Annotated in this window: 20 protein-coding genes; 12 read left to right on the forward strand and 8 right to left on the reverse strand. The window is 70.5% G+C overall.

Going from position 1 to position 19,990, the window contains the following annotated elements; all coding sequences use genetic code 11:
• Positions 1 to 66: 66 nt before the first annotated feature.
• The 4 genes from P3X83_RS12220 (at position 67) to cimA (ending at position 5,056) form a co-directional block, all read left to right on the forward strand.
• Positions 67 to 1,107 carry a 3-isopropylmalate dehydrogenase gene (locus P3X83_RS12220; protein ID WP_277305102.1) on the forward strand — a complete coding sequence of 347 codons (1,041 nt, stop codon included), beginning with the start codon at positions 67 to 69 and terminating at the stop codon, positions 1,105 to 1,107.
• A 382-nt stretch (positions 1,108 to 1,489) separates the two neighbouring features.
• A complete protein-coding gene (locus P3X83_RS12225; protein WP_277305104.1) occupies positions 1,490 to 2,587 on the forward strand; it encodes a branched-chain amino acid aminotransferase in 1,098 nt (365 codons plus the stop codon).
• A 126-nt stretch (positions 2,588 to 2,713) separates the two neighbouring features.
• Complete coding sequence (locus P3X83_RS12230) at positions 2,714 to 3,247, forward strand: MMPL family transporter (protein ID WP_277305105.1); 534 nt, start codon at positions 2,714 to 2,716, stop codon at positions 3,245 to 3,247.
• A 231-nt stretch (positions 3,248 to 3,478) separates the two neighbouring features.
• The gene (gene cimA, locus P3X83_RS12235; RefSeq protein WP_277305106.1) at positions 3,479 to 5,056 is read left to right on the forward strand and encodes a citramalate synthase; all 1,578 of its coding nucleotides are present in this window, start codon (positions 3,479 to 3,481) and stop codon (positions 5,054 to 5,056) included.
• A gap of 42 nt (positions 5,057 to 5,098) precedes the next feature.
• On the opposite strand, the gene P3X83_RS12240 is transcribed toward cimA, so the two are convergent.
• From P3X83_RS12240 to serA, 4 genes are all read right to left on the reverse strand, one after another.
• A complete protein-coding gene (locus tag P3X83_RS12240) occupies positions 5,099 to 6,694 on the reverse strand; it encodes a heparinase II/III family protein (RefSeq protein WP_277305107.1) in 1,596 nt (531 codons plus the stop codon).
• A 246-nt stretch (positions 6,695 to 6,940) separates the two neighbouring features.
• Positions 6,941 to 7,297, reverse strand: coding sequence for an antibiotic biosynthesis monooxygenase (locus P3X83_RS12245; protein ID WP_277305108.1), 357 nt, complete (start codon positions 7,295 to 7,297; stop codon positions 6,941 to 6,943).
• Between the two features lie 128 nt (positions 7,298 to 7,425).
• On the reverse strand, positions 7,426 to 7,653 hold the full coding sequence (locus P3X83_RS12250) for a DUF397 domain-containing protein (RefSeq protein WP_277305109.1): 228 nt from the start codon (positions 7,651 to 7,653) through the stop codon (positions 7,426 to 7,428).
• 649 nt (positions 7,654 to 8,302) lie between these two features.
• The gene (gene serA / locus P3X83_RS12255) at positions 8,303 to 9,892 is read right to left on the reverse strand and encodes a phosphoglycerate dehydrogenase (RefSeq protein WP_277305110.1); all 1,590 of its coding nucleotides are present in this window, start codon (positions 9,890 to 9,892) and stop codon (positions 8,303 to 8,305) included.
• 248 nt (positions 9,893 to 10,140) lie between these two features.
• Between serA and P3X83_RS12260 the strand changes: the two genes are divergently transcribed.
• The 5 genes from P3X83_RS12260 to P3X83_RS12280 all read left to right on the forward strand — a co-directional run bounded on the left by P3X83_RS12260 (position 10,141) and on the right by P3X83_RS12280 (position 14,775).
• Complete coding sequence (locus P3X83_RS12260; RefSeq protein ID WP_277305111.1) at positions 10,141 to 11,034, forward strand: hypothetical protein; 894 nt, start codon at positions 10,141 to 10,143, stop codon at positions 11,032 to 11,034.
• A 231-nt stretch (positions 11,035 to 11,265) separates the two neighbouring features.
• On the forward strand, positions 11,266 to 11,520 hold the full coding sequence (locus P3X83_RS12265) for a hypothetical protein (protein ID WP_277305112.1): 255 nt from the start codon (positions 11,266 to 11,268) through the stop codon (positions 11,518 to 11,520).
• The gene (locus tag P3X83_RS12270; RefSeq protein ID WP_277305113.1) at positions 11,520 to 11,867 is read left to right on the forward strand and encodes a metalloregulator ArsR/SmtB family transcription factor; all 348 of its coding nucleotides are present in this window, start codon (positions 11,520 to 11,522) and stop codon (positions 11,865 to 11,867) included. Before P3X83_RS12265 ends, P3X83_RS12270 begins: the two co-directional genes overlap by 1 nt.
• A complete protein-coding gene (locus P3X83_RS12275) occupies positions 11,864 to 13,573 on the forward strand; it encodes a SulP family inorganic anion transporter (RefSeq protein ID WP_277305114.1) in 1,710 nt (569 codons plus the stop codon). The genes P3X83_RS12270 and P3X83_RS12275 overlap by 4 nt, the downstream gene beginning before the upstream one ends.
• A gap of 437 nt (positions 13,574 to 14,010) precedes the next feature.
• Positions 14,011 to 14,775, forward strand: a complete 765-nt coding sequence (locus P3X83_RS12280) for a class I SAM-dependent methyltransferase (RefSeq protein ID WP_277305115.1) — start codon at positions 14,011 to 14,013, stop codon at positions 14,773 to 14,775.
• Here P3X83_RS12280 and P3X83_RS12285 read toward each other — a convergent pair.
• Both P3X83_RS12285 and P3X83_RS12290 read right to left on the reverse strand, forming a co-directional pair.
• Positions 14,772 to 15,947 carry an ABC transporter ATP-binding protein gene (locus P3X83_RS12285; RefSeq protein ID WP_277305116.1) on the reverse strand — a complete coding sequence of 392 codons (1,176 nt, stop codon included), beginning with the start codon at positions 15,945 to 15,947 and terminating at the stop codon, positions 14,772 to 14,774. The two genes, P3X83_RS12280 and P3X83_RS12285, sit on opposite strands and share 4 nt — an antisense overlap.
• The gene (locus tag P3X83_RS12290) at positions 15,940 to 16,578 is read right to left on the reverse strand and encodes an ABC transporter permease subunit (protein WP_277305117.1); all 639 of its coding nucleotides are present in this window, start codon (positions 16,576 to 16,578) and stop codon (positions 15,940 to 15,942) included. The genes P3X83_RS12285 and P3X83_RS12290 overlap by 8 nt, the downstream gene beginning before the upstream one ends.
• A gap of 199 nt (positions 16,579 to 16,777) precedes the next feature.
• Here P3X83_RS12290 and P3X83_RS12295 point away from each other — a divergent pair, with 199 nt between their 5' ends.
• Entirely contained in the window at positions 16,778 to 17,329 is a 552-nt protein-coding gene (locus tag P3X83_RS12295) for a DUF1707 and FHA domain-containing protein (RefSeq protein WP_277305118.1), read from the forward strand.
• Positions 17,330 to 17,372: 43 nt separating this feature from the next.
• Here the strand turns inward: P3X83_RS12295 and P3X83_RS12300 are convergent, their stop codons facing one another.
• Positions 17,373 to 17,564: a hypothetical protein gene (locus tag P3X83_RS12300; protein WP_277305119.1), complete on the reverse strand. Its 192-nt coding sequence runs from the start codon at positions 17,562 to 17,564 to the stop codon at positions 17,373 to 17,375.
• 29 nt (positions 17,565 to 17,593) lie between these two features.
• Here P3X83_RS12300 and P3X83_RS12305 point away from each other — a divergent pair, with 29 nt between their 5' ends.
• Positions 17,594 to 17,806 (forward strand): hypothetical protein, encoded by a 213-nt coding sequence (locus tag P3X83_RS12305; RefSeq protein ID WP_277305120.1) that lies wholly within the window; start codon positions 17,594 to 17,596, stop codon positions 17,804 to 17,806.
• Between the two features lie 233 nt (positions 17,807 to 18,039).
• Positions 18,040 to 18,858, forward strand: coding sequence for a CAP domain-containing protein (locus P3X83_RS12310; RefSeq protein WP_277305121.1), 819 nt, complete (start codon positions 18,040 to 18,042; stop codon positions 18,856 to 18,858).
• A 94-nt stretch (positions 18,859 to 18,952) separates the two neighbouring features.
• Here P3X83_RS12310 and ilvC read toward each other — a convergent pair whose 3' ends face one another.
• Entirely contained in the window at positions 18,953 to 19,963 is a 1,011-nt protein-coding gene (gene ilvC, locus P3X83_RS12315; protein WP_277305122.1) for a ketol-acid reductoisomerase, read from the reverse strand.
• Positions 19,964 to 19,990: the final 27 nt, after the last annotated feature.

The following is a 19,990-nucleotide window of genomic DNA, read 5'->3' on the forward strand; positions in this document are numbered from 1 at the left end:
AGGTTTCCGTCCCGAAGGGTGAGATGAGATGCCCGCGACGCGAGACGGACCCGGTATGGTACTGGCATGGAAGCTCGCAGCATCAGCCTGGCGGTCATCCCGGGCGACGGGATCGGCACCGAGGTCGTCGAAGAGGGCCTCAAGGTGCTCCAGGCGGTCGGCCTCAAGGTCGAGACCACCACTTACGACCTCGGCGCACGGCGCTACAACGCCACCGGTGAGACCCTGCCCGACGAGGTGCTGGCCGAGCTGCGCGGCTACGACGCGATCCTGCTGGGCGCGGTGGGCGACCCCAGCGTCCCGCCCGGCGTGCTGGAGCGCGACCTGCTGCTGCGCCTGCGCTTCGAGCTCGACCACTACGTCAACCTGCGGCCGGTCAAGCTGTTCCCCGGCGTCTCGACCCCGCTGGGCTCCTCCTCCCCGGCCGACATCGACATGGTCGTCATCCGCGAGGGCACCGAGGGCCCCTACGCCGGGGCGGGCGGCACCATGCGGCGCGGCACGCCGCACGAGATCGCCACGCAGGAGTCCTTCAACACCGCCTACGGCGTGGAGCGCGTGATCCGTTACGCGTTCGACAAGGCGCGCGGGCGCGACCGCAAGAAACTCACGCTGGTCCACAAGACCAACGTGCTCACCTACGCGGGCGACCTCTGGGCGCGCACGTTCGACCGAGTCGCCGCCGAGTTCCCTGACGTCACCACCGACTACTGCCACGTCGACGCGGCCTCGATGTTCTTCGTCACCCAGCCCGAGCGCTTCGACGTGATCGTCACCGACAACCTGTTCGGCGACATCCTCACCGACATCGGCGCCGCCATCGCGGGCGGCATCGGCCTGGCGGCCAGCGGCAACGTCAACCCCGACCGCACCGCGCCGAGCATGTTCGAGCCGGTCCACGGCAGCGCGCCCGACATCGCGGGCCAGGGCAAGGCCGACCCCACCGCCACCATCCTGTCCATCGGCATGCTGCTCGACCACCTGGGCCTGGCCGAGGCCGCGAGCAGGGTCGAGCGCGCGGTGGCGGACGACCTCGCCGAGCGCGGCGCCACCGTGCGCGGCACCCGCCAGATCGGCGACGACATCACCGCCCGAGTAGCCGGGTAATCCCGGGCCGCTCTCCGACGCGCATGGCGACCCGGCAGGGGTGCCATGCGCGTTCGCATGTCAGCGCATGAACGTGCGAGCATGAACGTGCGAGCACGAGCACGACGGCGCGCACACGACAGCGGCAAAGATGACCTGCCGTCCGGGACACGACCCCGTGAAACCGGCCGGCGTCGCGAACGACAAGGGCCGACAGAGGCCGACAAGGGCCGACAAGGGCCGACAAGGGCACCGCCACGAGCGGGAACCCCTGCCACGAGGCCAGCGGAACCTGCACGCCCAGGCTCTGCCGGATGTCCTGTTGATGCAGTAGTTTCCCGTTACCTGGCCCGTCGCACAATGGAGCCAGGGCACACCACACCGAAGAGAAGGACCTTCGCCAATGACCACCGCTCAAAAGCTCAGCTTTGACGTGCAGCTCTCAGACCATGCTCGCACCGTAGCCGAGCGCGAGCAGGTACTGGCGAACCCCGGGTTCGGCCAGAGCTTCACCGACCACATGATCTCCGTGGACTACACCGAGGGCGAGGGCTGGCACGACGCGCGGCTCATGCCGTACGGCCCGCTCACCCTCGACCCCGCGACCTCCGTTTTCCACTACGCCCAGGAGCTGTTCGAGGGCCTGAAGGCGTACCGGCAGGTCAACGGCTCTATCGCGACCTTCCGTCCGTACGCGAACGCGGCCAGGTTCAACGCCTCGGCGCTGCGCATGGCCATGCCCGAGCTGCCCGAGGACGCCTTCGTCGAGTCGCTCGAACTGCTCGTGCAGGCCGACAAGGACTGGGTGCCGACCACCGAGGGACACAGCCTCTACCTGCGCCCCTTCATGATCGCCACACAGCCCGCACTGGGCGTCAACTACCCCTCCCGCGACTACAAGTACATGGTCATCGCCTCCCCCGCCGCCTCCTACTTCTCCGGCGGCGTCAAGCCGGTCTCGGTGTGGCTGTCCACCGAGTACACCCGCGCGGCCCCCGGCGGCACCGGGTTCGCCAAGTGCGGTGGCAACTACGCGGCGGCGTTCGTCGCCCAGCGGCAGGCCGTGGCGCAGGGCTGTGACCAGGTCGTCTGGCTCGACGCGGTGGAACACCGCTTCGTCGAGGAGATGGGCGGGATGAACCTGTTCTTCGTCTTCGGCGACCGGCTGGTCACCCCGGCCCTGACCGGCACCCTGCTGCCGGGCATCACCCGCGACTCGATCATCGCGATGGCGGGCGAACTCGGCCTGCGGGTCGAGGAGGGCCGCATCTCGATCGAGGAGTGGCAGGCGGGCTGCGAGTCCGGCGAGCTGACCGAGGTCTTCGCCTGCGGCACCGCCGCCGTGGTCACGCCGGTCGGCTCGGTGAAGGGCGCCGACCGTGCCTGGACCGTCGGCGACGGCGGCTCTGGCCCGGTGACCCTCAAGATCCGCGACGAGCTGGTCGGCATCCAGTACGGCTCCCGCCCCGACGCCCACGACTGGGTCCACAAGATCTGCTGACCACGGCCCGGCGGCCGGGGAACCACACCGCTCCCCGGCCGCACGCCGTCGTTCGCCCTGGTCCGGGCTGTACCTAGTACCACCTGGAAACGGCGACGGGCGTTACAGACGCCGAGACCAATTCCGGTGATCACGGCGGTCGCGACCATCGCGTCGTCGTTCGGCCTGATGCTGCCGGCGACCACGGTGCTGCGGATCGACAACACCGTGCTCAGCGTGGTCGACCTCCTGGGGCTCGGGCTCTCCATCGACTACGGCCTGCTGCTGGTCGCCCGGTACAGGGAGGAACTCGCTGCCGGGCACGACAGGCAGGAGGCGGTTCGCGGGGCCTGGGCGACGGCCGGGCGGACGGTGATGTTCAGCGCGCTGACCGTCGCGGCGGCGCTGTCCAGCCTGCTGGTGATCCAGCAGCCGAGGCTGCAGACGATGGGCGCGGCGGGGATCGCGTCGGCGCTGCTGGGCGGGCTCGGCCCGCGCGCACGCGTATGGGCGGAGGCACGGCAGCCCGTCACCCGCTCGCGTCTGGCCTACGGCCTGTTCAGCGGCGTGGTCCTGACGGCGGCCACGGCGGTCTTTGTCCTGGCTGGCCAGGCAGTCCGCTGCGCGCGGCGAATGTGGGAGCGGAGACTCAGAGTACGGCTGGCGTATCTGGGCTCGTGAACGGCGGTGCCGTCTCGGATTCCGAGATCAATGTGCCAGATGACGGTGAGTGTGGCAGACTGCTAAGCACCATGAAGAACGGTCTGCTCATTATCGGCAGGCGCGCCGGCACGTAATCAGGACACGCCGGCGCGCAGACCTCTCACGTCCGTGAGGGGTCTTTTTGTTTGGCCGGAGCGTGCGCGCGGCGATCAAGACCCGACACACATAGACCGTCAGGAGACGAAACCGATGGCCGACGACCGATTCCACGTCTATGACACGACCCTGCGCGACGGGGCCCAGCAGGAGGGCCTGAACCTCACGGTGGCCGACAAGCTCACCGTCGCGCGGCACCTGGACGGCCTGGGCGTCGGCTTCATCGAGGGGGGCTGGCCGGGCGCCAACCCCAAGGACACAGAGTTCTTCCGGCGGGCTCGAACAGAGCTCGACCTGAAGCACGCGCAACTCGCCGCGTTCGGCGCGACCCGCCGGGCCGGAGTGAAGGCCGCCGACGACCCATTGGTAGCCGCCTTGCGCGAATCCGGCGCGCCGGTCGTGACCCTTGTCGCCAAGAGTCACGACCGGCACGTGGAGCTGGCCCTTCGCACGACTCTCACGGAGAACCTCGCGATGATCCGCGACACGGTTTCTCACCTTCGTGCGGAGGGTCAGCGGGTCTTCCTCGACGCCGAGCACTTCTTCGACGGTTACAAGTCCAACCCAGCCTACGCGCTGGAGGTCATCCGCACCGCGGCCGAGGCCGGAGCCGACGTGGTGGCGCTGTGCGACACCAACGGCGGCATGCTCCCCGACGAGCTGGCCGAGGTCGTGCTGGCCGCCGCGGCGACCTCCGCCCGGGTGGGCATCCACTGCCACGACGACACCGGCTGCGCGGTGGCCAACACGCTGGCCGCGGTCAAGGCCGGCGCCACCCACGTGCAGGGCTGCGCCAACGGCTACGGCGAGCGGTCCGGTAACGCCAACCTGTTCACCGTGGTGGCCAACCTGCAGCTCAAGCGGGGCTTCGACCTCGTGCCGCGCGAGGCGCTGGCCGACATGACCCGCGTCGCGCACGCGATCACCGAGGTCACCAACGTCACCCCCAACTCCCACCAGCCCTACGTCGGGGTGTCGGCCTTCGCCCACAAGGCGGGCCTGCACGCCAGTGCGATCAAGGTCGATCCCAACCTTTACCAGCACATCGACCCCTCCGAGGTCGGCAACGACATGCGCATGCTGGTCTCCGACATGGCGGGCCGGGCGTCGGTGGAGCTGAAGGGCCGCGAGCTGGGCTACACCCTCACCCCGCAGGACTCCCGCGAGCTGGTCGACCGGGTCAAGGAGCTGGAGGCCAAGGGCTACACCTTCGAGGCCGCCGACGCCTCCTTCGAGCTGCTGCTGCGAGACACGGTGGGCGGCGGGCGCCGCCGTCACTTCGAGGTCGAGTCCTGGCGGGTCATCGTGGAGCGCCGCCCAGGGGGCGACGTCGTCAGCGAGGCCACCGTCAAGCTGCACGCCAAGGGCGAGCGGATCGTGGCCACCGGCGAGGGCAACGGCCCGGTCAACGCGCTGGACAAGGCGGTCCGGGTGGCGCTCGAACAGCTCTACCCCGAGCTGGCCAGGCTGGAGCTGACCGACTTCAAGGTGCGCATCCTGGAGGGCACCCACGGCACCCACGCGATCACCCGCGTGCTGATCACCTCCAGCGACGACTCCGGCGAGTGGTCCACCGTCGGCGTCGACGAGAACATCATCGAGGCGTCCTGGCAGGCGCTCGACCAAGCCGTCACGTACGGGCTGCTCCGCGCCGGCCGTGACGGCGACTGACCGGTGATCTGACGGGCGTACCTGAGCGGGCGACGGCCCCGCTCAGGAGAGCGCGCCGGCGGGGGTGGCCGTGAAGGTCACCGGCCCGTCGGCCGTCTCGACCTTGACCTTACCGCCCGAGCACGAGACCTCGGGGTCGGCCGTGCCCGGCACCACGATCGTGAGCAGCGGGTCCGCGGAGGCGGGCGAGAGCACCGCGGGGGCGGGCGTCTTCTTCAGATACGACGGCGAGACCCAGCCCTGGATGGGACTGGTCGCGCCCTTGACCACCCGCAGCCCGTTCACCGGACGGCAGGACGGCAGCGCGAGCTGCACCAGCGTGGCCTTGAAGCCCTTCTCCCGCAGCACGACCCTGCCGTTCTTCGGCTGCGCGGCGGTGAGCCCGGCGGCGAAGTGCCAGATGTTGCTGATCTTGCCCTTGCCGTCCGCGCGGTCCAGCACCGCCATCAGGTCCTCGCCGTGGTTGACGAGCACCGAGCGAGTACGGCCCACGCCGTACGCCTTGTCGGTGAGCCGGTAGCTCTGCCGGTCCCCGCCCGTGGTGGACTTGACCAGCTTGGACGGCATCCGGCCACGGAAGGGCGCACCCGCGACCACCGGCACGTTGTGCGCCTCGGGCGACATCGTCCAGCGCCGGTAGGGCGTGTTCTCGTAGGAGTCGAAGCCCACGTCCACCAGCACGTCTCGGCCCTGCGCGTAGTAGGTCACGCCGAGGTGGTCCTCGTGCCCGTGGTACTTCATGCCCGGGCCGAACCGGATCGAGTAGTAGGACGCCTCCTTCTTGTCCCACGCGCTGCGCCCGAACACGTATCCGGCCCCGCCGAAGACCTTCACCTTCTGCGAAGGATCGTCGTAGCCCACCGGGCGCACGTCGGCACCGCCGTCGCCGATCGGCACCATGTAGCCGTTGGGCTGCGTCGCGTGCGCGATGAACGACTCAAGCGACTGCCACCGGGTGCTGATCCGGGAGGGGACCTTCCGGTCGCACGCCTTGATGTCGTCGATGGCGACCTTCAGCCGCTGGTGGACGTAGGTCGCGTAGCGCGGGGCCTGCTCGCGCAGCGCCCCCTGGGCGTCCACGTCGAGTTCCACGGTCTCGATCAGCCGCTTGACCGCCAGGTTCGACCACTCGGAACGGCCGTAGCGGCAGCCGATGCCGAGCAGCGCGATGTCCTGGTCGATGCCGTGGTTGTGCCCCTTCTCGTACAGCCGGGGGTCGGCCAGCATCCGGGCGTGCTCGGCCAGGCTCTTGGTGAGCCAGTCCTCCTTGACGTGCTTGCTCAGGCACACCAGCGCGGGCGCGCGCAGCGCGATCGGGTGCTCCTGCCAGGCGAAGGGGCTGGTGGTCCTGCCGCCGCGCGGGTTGTCCCGCACCCAGTCCTTGGCGATCTCGCGGGCCCGCCGCAGGTAGGCCTCGTTCCCGTTGGTCTCGTAGTCGGCGACGAGCCTGCCCATCCAGCGCAGCGAGTGGAAGACCATGCTCCACGAGCGGTTTTTGTAGGGATCCGACCGCCAGTTGACGTCCTTGCCGACCTTCACCGGGGACAGGCCGAGAAAGGACACCTCCCCCGCCATGACGTCCTCGGAGGTGGGCGTGGCGGGCAGCCAGTCGCCCTGGCATTCCGACGTGCGTTTCACGACCGCCGCCTGCGCTGTGCTCACCACCGGCCCACCGCTGGACACCAACAGGGCGGCTGACAGCACGAGGGCAAAGGTTCGGCGGGACACGCCAATTCCTTCCAAGACCGGACGAAGGGGGCGGATCATGCTTTCCAACCCCGACATCCCCGGTCAAGTCACATGCGTCAATCCACCCACATCGTTATCAGGCTCCCAGGTGGCCCACCGTTTCGCCGGGTGTGCGGTGGCTTCGGTGTCAGAAGATCAGGCCGGCTTGGGGCCCGCGGTCTCGATGACTTCGAAGGACCAGATCTCGGAGCCCGCCGCGGCCGGTCCGTGGCCCTGCCCCTTGGGCTGCCCCTCGCCCTCGCGCTGCCCGGCCGCCTGGGCGTGGCCGCGCTGGAACGCCTGGCTGTTCTGCCAGCGCTGGAAGTCGTCCTCACTGCGCCAGCGGGTGTAGACGAGGTAGCGGTCGGTGCCGTCGACCGGGCGCAGCAGTTCGAACCACTCGAAGCCGTCGGACGCTTCGACCATGCCCGCGCGTCCGGCGAACCTGCGCTCAAGCTCCTGGCGCATGTCGTCGGGGACGGTCAGGACGTTGATCTTCACGACCGATGCCATCGGGCCTCCTCGTTCCACGGGATCACCAGGCCACTCTAGAGCCCGGCCCCTCGCGACGCGGGGTCCGACCCGCGTGCGGTGCCACTCAGGGGCCGCTCAGGGGCCGCCCGGGGACCGTGCGGGGAGGGTCAGATGTCGAACTCGCCGTCCTTCACTCCGGCCACGAACGCGTGCCACTCGGCCGGGGTGAAGGTGAGGACCGGGCCGTCCGGGTTCTTGGAGTCGCGGAGCAGGAAGAGCTGCTCGCCCTCGGCGGCCTTGTCATGGCTGGAGCCTCCCGAGTCCACGGCGGTGACCTCGACGCAGGCAGTGTCGCTGCGGGAGCTCTTCTTCCACTGATGGGTACGTGAGTCCATCGGTCCTGACTCCTCATCGAGTCCAGCGGTTCACGATAGCGATGCGCGCCTGCACGCATCGTGTCACACCGCGCCCCCCGTGTCCGAGGTACACAGGGAAACCATCATGCCCGTTGCGGGCGACGGGTCAACGTGCGGGGGCACCCCCGTTGTCACGGCGGTCCAGGGCGAACTGCAGCGCGTCCGTGGCCTCGTCGTCGTCCTCGTCGGCACGGTTCCAGGGATACATCTCGTACATCGCGTGTTCTCGATCTCGTGTGGGCCGGCCGGGCGCACGGCGAAGCGCACCCCGGCACTGGCGGAAGTGGCACTGACGGAAAAGATGGGGAGGCGGGTTCAGTTCACGAACCCGATGCCGGCCCGAGGGGCGGGATCCGGATCACGGACCCCCGCGCGGGTCGACGGCCGGCATGCGCGCGCACCGCGACGGGTCGCCGGCCTGCCTCGATCAGGCCCCGTCGCGGCAGGTAAGGATTACGAATACCTGGCGCATTACCAGACAACAGTACCCCGCGTTTCCGGGGTCGTCTCGTTGGATGTCCTAACATCTCACATAGTGGGACGCGCTCATCGGCTGAAACACGCAGGGGCGCGCCCTTGCGCGGGCACGCCCCTGTGAGCGATATCTCAGCCGATCCCGGACGAGCGGTCAGTCGGCGAGGTCCACCGTACGGGCGCTGTCGGCGCCGATCTCGGACATCATCGCCGGGAGCAGGTCGTCCGGGATGGCGGTGTCCACCGTCAGCGCGATGAGCGCCCGGCCGCCCTTCTCGTCACGGGAGACCTGCATGGAGGCGATGTTGATCGAGTGGTCGCCCAGGATGCGGCCGACGATGCCGACGATGCCCGGCCGGTCGAAGTAGCCGAAGAAGGCCAGGTGCTCGGTCGGCTCGATCTCCATGGCGAAGCCGTTGACCTCGACGATCTTGGTGATCTGCCGGGGCCCGGACAGCGTGCCCGACACCGAGACGTTGCGGCCGTCGGCCAGCACGCCGCGGACGGTGACCACGTTGCGCCAGTCGGGGCTCTCCATGCTGGTGACCAGCTCGACCGACACGCCCCGTTCCTGGGCCAGCAGCGGGGCGTTCACGTAGGTGACGGACTCTTCCACCACGTCGGTGAACACGCCCTTGAGCGCGGCCAGCTCCAGCACCCGCACGTCGTGGGCGGCGATCTCGCCGCGCACCTCGATGTCGAGCTTGGTGGCGGTCTCCCTGGCCAGCGCGGTGAACACGCGGCCGAGCTTCTCCGCCAGCGGGAGGCCGGGCTTGACGTCCTCGGCGACGGCCCCGCCCTGGACGTTGACGGCGTCCGGCACGAACTCGCCGGACAGGGCCAGCTTGACGCTGCGCGCGACCTGGGTGCCCGCCTTCTCCTGGGCCTCGTGCGTGGAAGCGCCCAGGTGCGGCGTGACGACGACGCTGTCCAGCTCGAACAGCGGGCTGTCGGTGCAGGGCTCCTTGGCGAACACGTCGATGCCCGCCCCGGCGACCCGGCCCTCCTTCAGCGCGGCGTAAAGGGCGGCCTCGTCGATGATGCCGCCGCGCGCCACGTTCACGATGCGCACCGAGGGCTTGACGGCATGCAGCTCACGGTCGCCGATCAGGCCCAGGGTCTCCTTGGACTTGGGCAGGTGCACCGTGATGAAGTCGGACTCGGCGAGCAGCTCCTCCAGGGTCACCATGCGGACCCCCATCTGCGCCGCGCGGGCGGGCTGCAGGAACGGGTCGTAGGCGATCAGCTCGACGCCGAACGGCTGCAGCCGCTGCGCCACGAGCTGGCCGATCCGGCCGAGGCCGAGAATGCCGACCACCTTCTGGTCGAGCTCGACGCCGGTGTACTTGGAGCGCTTCCACTCGCCGCCCTTGAGCGCGCTGTGACCCTGCGCCACGTTGCGGGCGCTGGCCAGGATGAGCGCGACGGTGTGCTCGGCGGCGCTGGTGATGTTGGAGGTCGGCGCGTTGACGACCATGACGCCCGCCTTGGTAGCGGCATCCACGTCGACGTTGTCCAGCCCGACCCCGGCCCGTGCGACGACGCGCAGCCGGGGCGCGTGGGACAGCGCCTCGGCGTCGACCTGGGTGGCGCTTCGCACGATCAGCGCGTCGGCCTCGGCCAGCGCGGGCAGGAGCTGGGAGCGGTCGGCTCCGTCGGTCTGACGGACCTCGAAGTCCGCACCGAGTACGGCGATGCCGGCCGGGGAGAGCTCCTCGGCCACCAGGACAACGGGCTTGTTCACAGGACGGTCCTTAGCGTGGTGGGCTTGGGTCGCCACGTAGTCTATCCGCCGCTTGTGAACACTTTCACGAGAGTCCCGGCATCCGAGACGCGCAGGCCAGGCCGTACGCCCGCGCCGGGGCGGCTACAGGGACGGGGCGTACCCACGGATGCCGCGTTCCACCCGTTCAGCCTCTATCTTGGTATTGCTCGCACTGAATCTTCACGATTACCCTGATAAGCCGTGGTTCACTACCTATCGTTCGTCATATGAGCATCGGGAACCCCACTCTCGGCGATGTGCTCGCCCAGCACGGCAGTCCGCACCTGCTACTGTCGGCGCTCGCCGATGGCGGAATCCTGGTAGCCGTACGCCCTGACCGCTCTGTCGTGCTCGGCACGACCCAGGCGGGAGATCGCGTGCTGCTCGGCTACACCAGCCCGCACACCTACGCGCGGCACCGGGGCAGCCATTCGCTGTCCCCCTGCGACGCCGACACGATCCTCGACATCCAGCGGGTCACCGGGGTGGCCGAGGTCGTGATCGACGCCGCCGGTCCCGCCGCCGCGGCCGTCCCGATCGAAGACCTCCAGCGCTTCCTCGCGGCCACCCGCACCGGCCCGACCCCGGCGATGTCGCACGTCGCGCCCACCGCCTACGCCACCGGCGCGATGGCGATGGTCAGCCGGGCCGCCACCGTGCACAGCGCGCCGCAGACCCCGGTCTCCGCACCGGTGCCCGCGTCGGTCTCCGCGCTGTCCACGTCGTCGCCCGCCCAGTCGTGGATCCCGGCGCCGCGCCCGCACCTGTCCGGGCCGATGCAGCAGGTCGATCCGGGCTACCGCCGGTGCTCCCACCCCATCCTGCCAGGGCTGCGCCGGGCGATCGCCCAGATCCTCGCCGACTACCCGCTGGTCCACCACGTGTGGATCTCCGAGGCGCGCACCGCCTCGGGCGCGCCGGGCATCATGCTGCACGTCAAGGTGCACATGTCGGCGGCCGAGGACGTGGTCCGCGACCTGCACCGGGGCGTCCGCGCCCGGCTGCCGCAACTCGCCGCCAGCGAGGCCCCGATCCTGATGGCCAGGGTGGCGGACGCGCGCAGCGAACGCCGCATGATCGAGATCGGCGCCCACGTCGTCTGCGCCGACGTCACCGACTGACCCCCGTACCGCCCCGCCCCCGCCACGCATAGCCCGCCGCCGCCTCCCAGCACGGGACACGGCGAACGTCGTGCTGCGCGCTCTCAAGGTCTGCGCTCTCAACGGTCTGCGCTCCGCTCGGACCCCCGTTGTACGACCCCTGGCTCCAGAGGCTATCGTAATTGCGAAGTATCGTAATTGCTCAAGACCGTCTGGCGTGGATGCATTGGCGCCGGTGAAAGCAGGGGTGACGTGAGCACGGCATTTGCCGCCACCGTCCGGGAGCGGGCCTGGCAGGCCGCGCAGGCGCTGCGGGCCGCCCGCCAGGGCGACGACGCCGACGCGGTTCTGGTGGCCGAAGGTGAGTGGGAGGACGTACGGCGCCTGGCCGCCGCCCACGGGGTGGACATCAGGACGGCCGCCCAGGTGGTGAGCGAGGAGGCGTCGCCGTCCGAGATCCGCGACACCGGCCCGGCGGGAGAGGGAACGGGAGCCGGAGCGGCATGATGTCCGTGCCGCTGTACGAGGCCAAGGCCGAGCTGTTCCGGCTGCTGGGCCACCCCGTGCGGATCCGGGTCCTGGAACTGCTCCAGGACGGGCCGATGCCGGTGCGCGACCTGCTGGCCAGGATCGACGTCGAACCGACCGGCCTCTCGCAGCATCTGGCGGTGCTGCGCCGCTCCGGCATGGTGACCGCACAGCGCGACGGCGCGACGGTGGTCTACGCACTGGCCGGCGGCCGGGTCGCCGGTCTCCTGCGGGCCGCACGCGAACTGCTCACCGAGAAGCTGACCGGCCAGCACGAACTCCTCGACGAACTGCTGCAGGACCAGGCCGGGAGCCGCGGCGCGTGAACCTCCACCTCGCGGCGGGCGGCGCCCGCCTGCGTGCGCTGCTGCCCGGCCGCGCCGAACTGGCCTCGATCACCCACCACCCGCGCAGAGACCTGCTGGCCGGGCTGACCGTCGCGATCGTGGCGCTACCGCTGGCGCTCGGATTCGGCATCTCCTCCGGCCTGGGCGCGGCGGCCGGCCTGGCCACGGCCGTCGTCGCCGGCGCGATCGCCGCGGTCTTCGGCGGCTCCGGACTGCAGGTGTCCGGCCCGACCGGGGCGATGACCGTGGTGCTGGTGCCGATCGTGCACGAGCACGGCGCCTCCGGCGTGCTGACCGTCGGCGTGCTGGCCGGGCTGCTGCTCCTGGTGCTGGCAGTGGCCAGGGCCGGCCGCTACATGGCGCTGGTGCCGGCCCCCGTGGTCGAGGGCTTCACCCTGGGCATCGCCTGCGTGATCGGCCTGCAGCAGATCCCCGCAGCGCTCGGCGTGCCGACCCCGGACGGCGAGAAGGTCGTGGTGATGGCCTGGCGCGCGGTGCTCGACTTCGCCGCCCACCCGGGCCTGTGGGCGCCGCTGGTGGCGGCCGGGGTGGCCGGTGCGATGCTGCTGGGCGCGCGCTGGCGGCCCACCGTGCCGTTCTCCCTGCTCGCCGTGGCGACCGCCACCGTGCTGGCCGAACTGACCGACCTTCCGGTGACGCGGATCGGCCACCTACCGGCCGGGTTGCCCGCCCCGTCGCTGTCCTTCCTCGACATGAACGCCCTGGGCTCGCTGCTGGCTCCGGCCGTCGCGGTGGCCGCGCTGGCCGCGCTCGAATCGCTGCTGTCGGCGGCGGTCGCGGACGGCATGAGCGTCAACCACCGTCACGACCCCGACCGGGAACTGTTCGGCCAGGGCCTGGCCAACCTGTTCGCGCCACTGTTCGGCGGCGTCCCGGCCACCGGCGCGATCGCCCGCACCGCCGTCAACGTGCGCTCCGGCGCCTCCTCCCGGCTGGCCGCGCTCGCCCACGCCGCCGTCCTGGCCGCGATCGTGTTCACCGCCGCCGACCTGGTCGCCAGGATCCCGCTGGCCGCGCTGGCCGGAGTGCTCCTCGCCACCGCCGTCCGCATGATCGAGGCCGGTTCGGTCCTCGCGATGATGCGCTCCACCCGCGGCGACGCGATCGTCCTGACCCTGACCGCCGCCGCCACCCTGGCACTCGACCTGGTCCAGGCCGTCATCCTCGGCCTCCTCGTGGCCGGCGTGCTGGCCCTGCGCGCCATCGCCCGCAACGCCCGTTTGGAGGCCATGCCCCTGCGCCCCGACCTCCCCGAGAGCCACACCGAAGAAGAACACGACCTGCTGGCCGAACACATCGTCGCCTACCGCCTCGACGGCCCGCTCTTCTTCGCCGCCGCCCACCGCTTCCTGCTGGAACTCTCCAAGGTCGCCGACGTCTCCGTCATCATCCTCCGCATGTCCCGCGTCACCACCATCGACGCCAGCGGCGCCCTCGTCCTCGGCGACGCCATCGAACGGTTGCAGCAGCGCGGCATCCTGGTCTACGTCTCCGGCATCCGCGACGGCCACCACCGTCCCCTGCACGCCCTCGGCGTCATCGAACGCCTCGACGAGGCCGGACGGGTCTTCGCCACCACGCCGCAGGCCATCTCCGCCGCCCGCGACCACCTCCACCACACCGGCGTCCTGACCCCCATCGCCACCGACCCCCAGCAGCGATAGGAATCGGCGGCGGCCAGCGCGTCCGGCGACGACACCATCAACGGATCGCACTCACCACGCTGCCGCTGCCCGCCCAGGCCGGGTACGTGCCGGACGCGGTCACCTGCACCGGCGGCTCCAGCGTCACCTACAACCCCGGCCTGACCACGGGTTTCGGCGGGGTGGGGTGGGGTGGTGGATCGAATCGCCGGAGGAGGTGTGGGGTTCGGGGAGGAGCGGCGGAGGGGGTGTATGGGCTGGTGGAGCCGATGGGGTTCGTGGCATATGCGATGGGCCGTCCCAATGCGGAGCGCATGCGATTCGCCCCACCGACCGGAGTGATCGTGCCTACCATGCCGCTGTGGGTACGGCCGCCCTGGCCGCCGGTCCCCGGCGTGATGGGTCGTGGTGGTCGTGCTCACGATCGTCCACCACCGGCTCACGACAGGCGTTCGCACATGAACCGCAACAACCCGCTGCATCAAGTCCGCTACGCGTTCCGCAATCCGCGCAAGATCGCGCCGCATCTGCGTCGTCTCACCAGGGACACCTGGCTGCGGCTGCGGACCCGCGATCACGTGAGCTACTACCGGGCGGTCATGAAGTCCGACGTGGGCCGCAATCCCGAGGACGCGGTGGGGAGCAAGACCCACAAGCGGTGGCTGGCGCTGGGGAAGATGCAGTTCGACTACCTGGTGGGGCACGGCCTGCGGCCCGACATGCGGATGCTGGAGATCGGCTGCGGCAACCTGCGGGCGGGGCGGTTGTTCATCGGGCACCTCGATCCGGGCAACTACTACGGGCTCGACATCTCCCCCGACATCCTGATGTCGGCCCAGCAGGTGCTGACCGAGTACGACCTGCGTGACAAGCTCCCGCACCTGACTCCGGTCAGGGATCTGCGGTTCGCGTTCCTGCCCGATGAGACCTTCGACGTGGTGCACGCGCACAGCGTCTTCTCCCACTCGCCGCTGCACGTGATCGAGGAGTGCTTCGCGCACGTCGGGCGGGTCATGAAGCCGGGCGCGTGGTTCGACTTCACCTTCGACCGCACGGAGGGCCGGGAGCATCAGGTTCTGCGGGAGGACTTCTATTACCGCACCGAGACGCTGATCGACCTGGCCGCCCGATACGACCTGACCGGGCGGTTCATGGACGACTGGGAGAAGCTGCCGCACAAGCAGTCCAAGATCCGGCTGACCAAGGCCGCCCCGGCCGTCTAGCCACCGGCCGTCCAACCACCGGCCGTCCAACCACCGGCGCCGCCCGTCCGGATGGCGCGCTGGACGCTGCCGAGCGAGACGACGCCCGCGTAGACCTGCCGTCCCCCCACCACGGGCACCACCTCGTCACTCGTGCCGAGCAGGGCCTCGACGGCCTCCTGGAGGGTGGTCCCGCCGCTGATCACGGTGACGCCGGGATCGCCGGGGGCCTCCCCCACCGGGGCTCCGGCACACGCACGCAGCGCGTCGGCGGTGACCCAGCGGCAGGGACGGCGTTCGGCGTCGAGGAGCAGCGCGTAGCCGCGGCCGTCCGCCTCGACCTCGCGCAGGAGCCGTCCGGCGTCGGTGTCGGGAGTGCCGTGCGGCACCTGGTCGAGGTCGATGTCGCCGACCCGGGTGTACGTGAGCCGCCGCATGGGGGCGCTGCCGCCGAGGAACCGCTCGACGTACTCGTCCACGGGGTCGGCCAGGATCTCCGAGGGGGGCGCGTAGCGCACGATCCGCGACTCGCGCCGCATGACCGCGATCCGGTCGCCGAGCCGCAGCGCCTCGTCCACGTCGGAGGTGGCGAAGACGATCGTCCTGGAGCGCTCGCGCTGGAGGCGGAGCAGTTCGTCCTGGAGCCTTCGGCGGTCGGCCGGGCCGAGCGCGCCGAACGGGTCGTCCATGAGCAGCAGCGGCGGATCGGCGGCCAGGGCCCTGGCCACGCCGACGCGACGCCGCTGGCCTCCGGACAGCAGGCGGGGGTAGCGGTCACGGAACGCGGCGGGTTCCAGGCCGACCAGGGCGAGCAGTTCGTCCACCCGCTGGGCGATCCGGCGGGCGTCCCAGCCGAGCAGGCGGGGCACCTGGGCGATGTTGGCGGCGACCGTCATGTGCGGGAACAGCCCGGTCCGCCGTACGACATAGCCGATGCCCCGCCGCAGCCGGTCGGGGTCGATGTCGCGGGCGCCGCGACCGCCGATCAGGACGTCGCCGCGGGTCGGCTCGACGAGGCGGTTGATCATCCGCAGCGTGGTGGTCTTGCCGCAGCCGGAGGGACCGAGCAGCACCGCCGTCTCGCCGGGGGCGACGGACAGGTGCAGATCCCGGACGGCGGGCCCGCCCGCCCCCGCGAAGATCTTGGTGATCCCGCGCAGCTCGACCGGCACCCCCCGCGTCCGCTCACGCACGGGCTCCTCCGGGAATGGTCAGCCGCCCGATCAGCAGGTAGCCGGCCTCGAAGAGCAGGGCCGCCAGGGCGATGCCGATCATGCCGGTGAGGGTGGCGTTGACCGTGACGTTGACCGTGACGTTGACCGTGACGTTGGCGGTGTCCGCGCCGCGCGGGCCGGCGAGCCCGGCGCCGATCCGCTCGCCCAGCCCCGAGCCGGACGCGTAGGCGGCGACCGCGCCGACCACGATGGCCAGCCGGGTGGCGACGCGGATGCCGCCGAGGATCACCGGCCAGGCCAGCGGCAGCTCCACGCGCAGCAGCGTGCGGCGTCTGCTCATGCCCAGCCCGCGCGCGGCGTCCACGAGCGCCGGATCGACGCCGGACAGGCCGGTGACGGTGTTGCGGACGATCGGCGGGAGGGCGTAGACCGCGACGACGGCGACGCCCGGCGCGGCGCCGGGCAGCACGAGCAGCACGCCGAGCAGGACGAACGCCGGTACGGCGCACAGCACCACCACCGTGGCGACGGCCGGGCGGGATGGTCGCCGCCGATGTGCCACGACTCCGGCGAGCACTCCGACCACGGTGGCGACCAGAACGCACTGCGCGACCATGCCGGCGAGCTGCGCCGCCTCGAAAAGGATCAAATCCCCACGATCCGTGACATACTCCCACAAGCTCACGCATTTACCCCCGTCACTAGTTACCTACCGTGATGCCGCCACCACCTAAACCCGGCCTGAATCCACACTTAATCCGGTTGAATGCCCGCTGAACCCCGCGAGCCAGGCCACTCCAGGGCGTTGTTCTGGACACGAAACCCCGCGTGGGCCGATACTTTTGAGCATGAGCTCGACGCCGCCCTCGTCCCGCGCGTCCGACGGTGATCGCGACCGCGCGATCAACGAGTTGCGGGATCGTGTGGCCGAGGGGCGGTTGTCCCACGACACGTTCCTCGGTCGCGTGGACATGGCGTTGCGCGCCCGCAGCCGCGGCGAACTGGACGAACTGGTCGCCGATCTCCCCCCGCGCGGCAAACTGCGGCGGGTGATCACCGACATGGTGGGGGCCGCCTCCGACTTCACCTCGCGCATGCAGCGCGCCTGGCGGCGTCCGCGCCTGCAGCGGCTGCTGCTGCCCGACGACGAGCGCCCGCGTTACGTCGTCGGCCGGGGCTCGGCCTGTGACCTGGTGCTCTCCGACCTGACCGTCTCACGCGTCCACGCCGAACTGCGCCGCGAAAGTGAGGGCGAGTGGATGCTGATCGACCTCGGCTCGCTCAACGGCACCAGGCTGAACGGCTGGCGCCTGGTCGGCCCGGCCAGGGTCCGCCCCGGCGACGAGATCTCCTTCGGCGACTGCTGCTTCCTCGTCTCTCCCCCGCAGCTCGCCGCCTGACGGGCGATGTCCGCATCCTCCCGTGGAGCCCGAGGAGCACCGACTACGACGCGGGCTCGGTGATCGTCTCGGTCGCGCCGGGCTCCGGGGCGGGCAAGCCCGCCGAGGTCTCCACCACGCCGGAGACCGGGCACATCGAGATCGTCAACCGCGCGACCACCGGCGCGACGACCGACGTGACGGTGCGGCGGCGGCACGGCGGCAACGTCGTCGAGATCACCGGTACCGTCGCCACCGGGCGGCCTGACCGCCCTGTCCGGCTACGTGACCAGCGCGGACGGCGAGCCGCGGGTGTTCTCGGTGCTGCTGAACCAGTACCTCTCCGGCGCGCCGAAGGATCTTGAAGACGCCATCGCGGTTCGGCTGGCCATGTTCAGCCGCACCACACCCACCGACCTACCCGCCGCTCCGGCGCGTCGCCTGGACGACAAGACCGGCGATCTCGAATGCTCATGGGTGAAACCGGTTCGCTGCTGAGCTCACCTCGCCCTGCCGATCGCGCCACGACCGCGGGCTCGCCGAGCCCGCAGGCCCTATGAGCACGGGGATCCGGCCGCCACGGCGGCCGCGGTCCCCTGGGGTTCGGGACTCCTGACGACGTGCACAGGTTTACCTGGAGCCCCAATATTCTCTCAAATTTCCTAGCATGTCCGGTTTGTCGCAGGCCAGAATGCGGTTTCCAACAGGCGTCAACCACCTGGAGGGAACATATGCGTAGACTCATCCGGGCACTCGCGTGCCTCGGCGGTCTCGCAGTACTGAGCACGACCCCGGCCCAGGCCGCCGCGACCCCCGCGCAGGCCACCGGATACGACCCCTGCCGCGTCAAAGCGGTGAAGCCCGTTCTGAAGAAGAACTCGGTGCACGCCGTCGGCGTCCGCACCGGCTGCACGGACAGTTCCCGGCTGCGCGTCCAGATCAACTGGGCCCGCGAAGGGCGCGACCCCGTTCTTGATCGTGAGCGCAAGACCCTGCGCAACGGCAAGCTCGCCGCCGCCGTGCGCTGCTCGAAGACCGCGCGGACCTACTACACCGTGGTCACCGACGCGGAGGGCAACGTCGCGAAGTCCCGCGGCGCCCGGCTGCGGTGCGCTCCCCCGGCCGCGCCGACCCCCCGGCCCGCTCCGCCGTCCGGCTCGGTGGGCACCGCCATCGAGGAAGAGGTGGTCCGGCTCACCAACGAGGCCCGCAAGACCGCCGGTTGCAAGCCGCTGGTGCACGACGCCAAGCTGCACGTCGCCGCGAGCGGGCACTCCGCCGACATGGCCGAGACGAACTACTTCTCGCACACTTCCAAGGACGGCAGGAACCCCGGCGACCGCATGAAGGCGGCCGGGTTCTCCCCGATGCGGGCCTGGGGCGAGAACATCGCCATGGGCCAGCCGACCCCCGCCGCCGTCGTCAAGGGCTGGCTGAACTCCCCCGGCCACCGCGCCAACATCGAGAACTGCTCCTTCACCCACATCGGCAGTGGAGCGGTCAAGGGCGCGCGTGGCATCTACTGGACGCAGGCGTTCGCCCGCCACTGACGCCGCGTCCAACGCGTACGGCCGGCGCCTCCCGTCGAGGGCGCCGGCCGTACGTATGACTCAACGGGCGTCCCGAGACGCCCGGAAGCCGGTTCTACTTCTCCTTGAGCCAGCTCATCATCGGCCGCAGCTCGGCACCGGTCTTCTCGATCGGGTGCTCGGCCAGCTCCTCGCGGAACCTGCGGAACTGCTTCTGGCCGCCGTCGAACTCCTCGACGAGCTGACGCGCGAAGGTGCCGTCCTGCACCTCGCCCAGAATGCGCTGCATCTCCTTCTTGGTCTCGGCGTTGACCACGCGCGGGCCGCGGGTGTAGCCGCCGTACTCCGCGGTGTCGGAGACCGACCAGTACATCTTGGAGACGCCGCCCTCGTACATGAGGTCGACGATCAGCTTCATCTCGTGCAGGCACTCGAAGTAGGCGACCTCCGGCTGGTAGCCGGCCTCGATCAGGGTCTCGAAGCCCGCCTTGATCAGCTCGGACACGCCGCCGCAGAGCACGGCCTGCTCACCGAACAGGTCGGTCTCGGTCTCCTCGGTGAAGGTGGTCTTCAGCGCGCCCGCGCGGGTGCCGCCGATGCCCTTGGCGTAGGACAGGGCGAGGTTCCAGGCGTTGCCGCTGGCGTCCTTCTCCACGGCGACCAGGCAGGGCACGCCCCGGCCTGCGGAGAACTGCCGGCGCACCAGGTGGCCGGGGCCCTTGGGGGCGACCATGGCGACGTCGACGCCCTCGGGCGGGGTGATCAGGCCGTAGCGGATGTTGAGGCCGTGACCGAAGAACAGCGCGTCGCCCTCGACCAGGTTCGGCGCGACGTGCTCCTCGTAAAGACCGCGCTGGAGGTGGTCGGGCGCGAGGATCATGATGAGGTCGGCCTCCTCGGCCGCCTCGCCGGGGGTGAGCACCCGCAGGCCGTCGTTCTCGGCCTTCTCCTTGCTCTTGGAGCCTTCCGGCAGGCCCACCCGCACGTCCACGCCCGAGTCGCGCAACGACAGCGCGTGGGCGTGGCCCTGGCTGCCGTATCCCAGGACGGCCACGTGCCGGCCCTGGACGATCGACAGGTCGGCCTGGTCGTCATAGAAGATCTCGGTCAATTGACTACCTTTCATATTTCACTGCGGAAGGGCGGTGGGCCC

This window comes from Spongiactinospora sp. TRM90649, assembly GCF_029382225.1.
Lineage (GTDB): Bacteria > Actinomycetota > Actinomycetes > Streptosporangiales > Streptosporangiaceae > Spongiactinospora.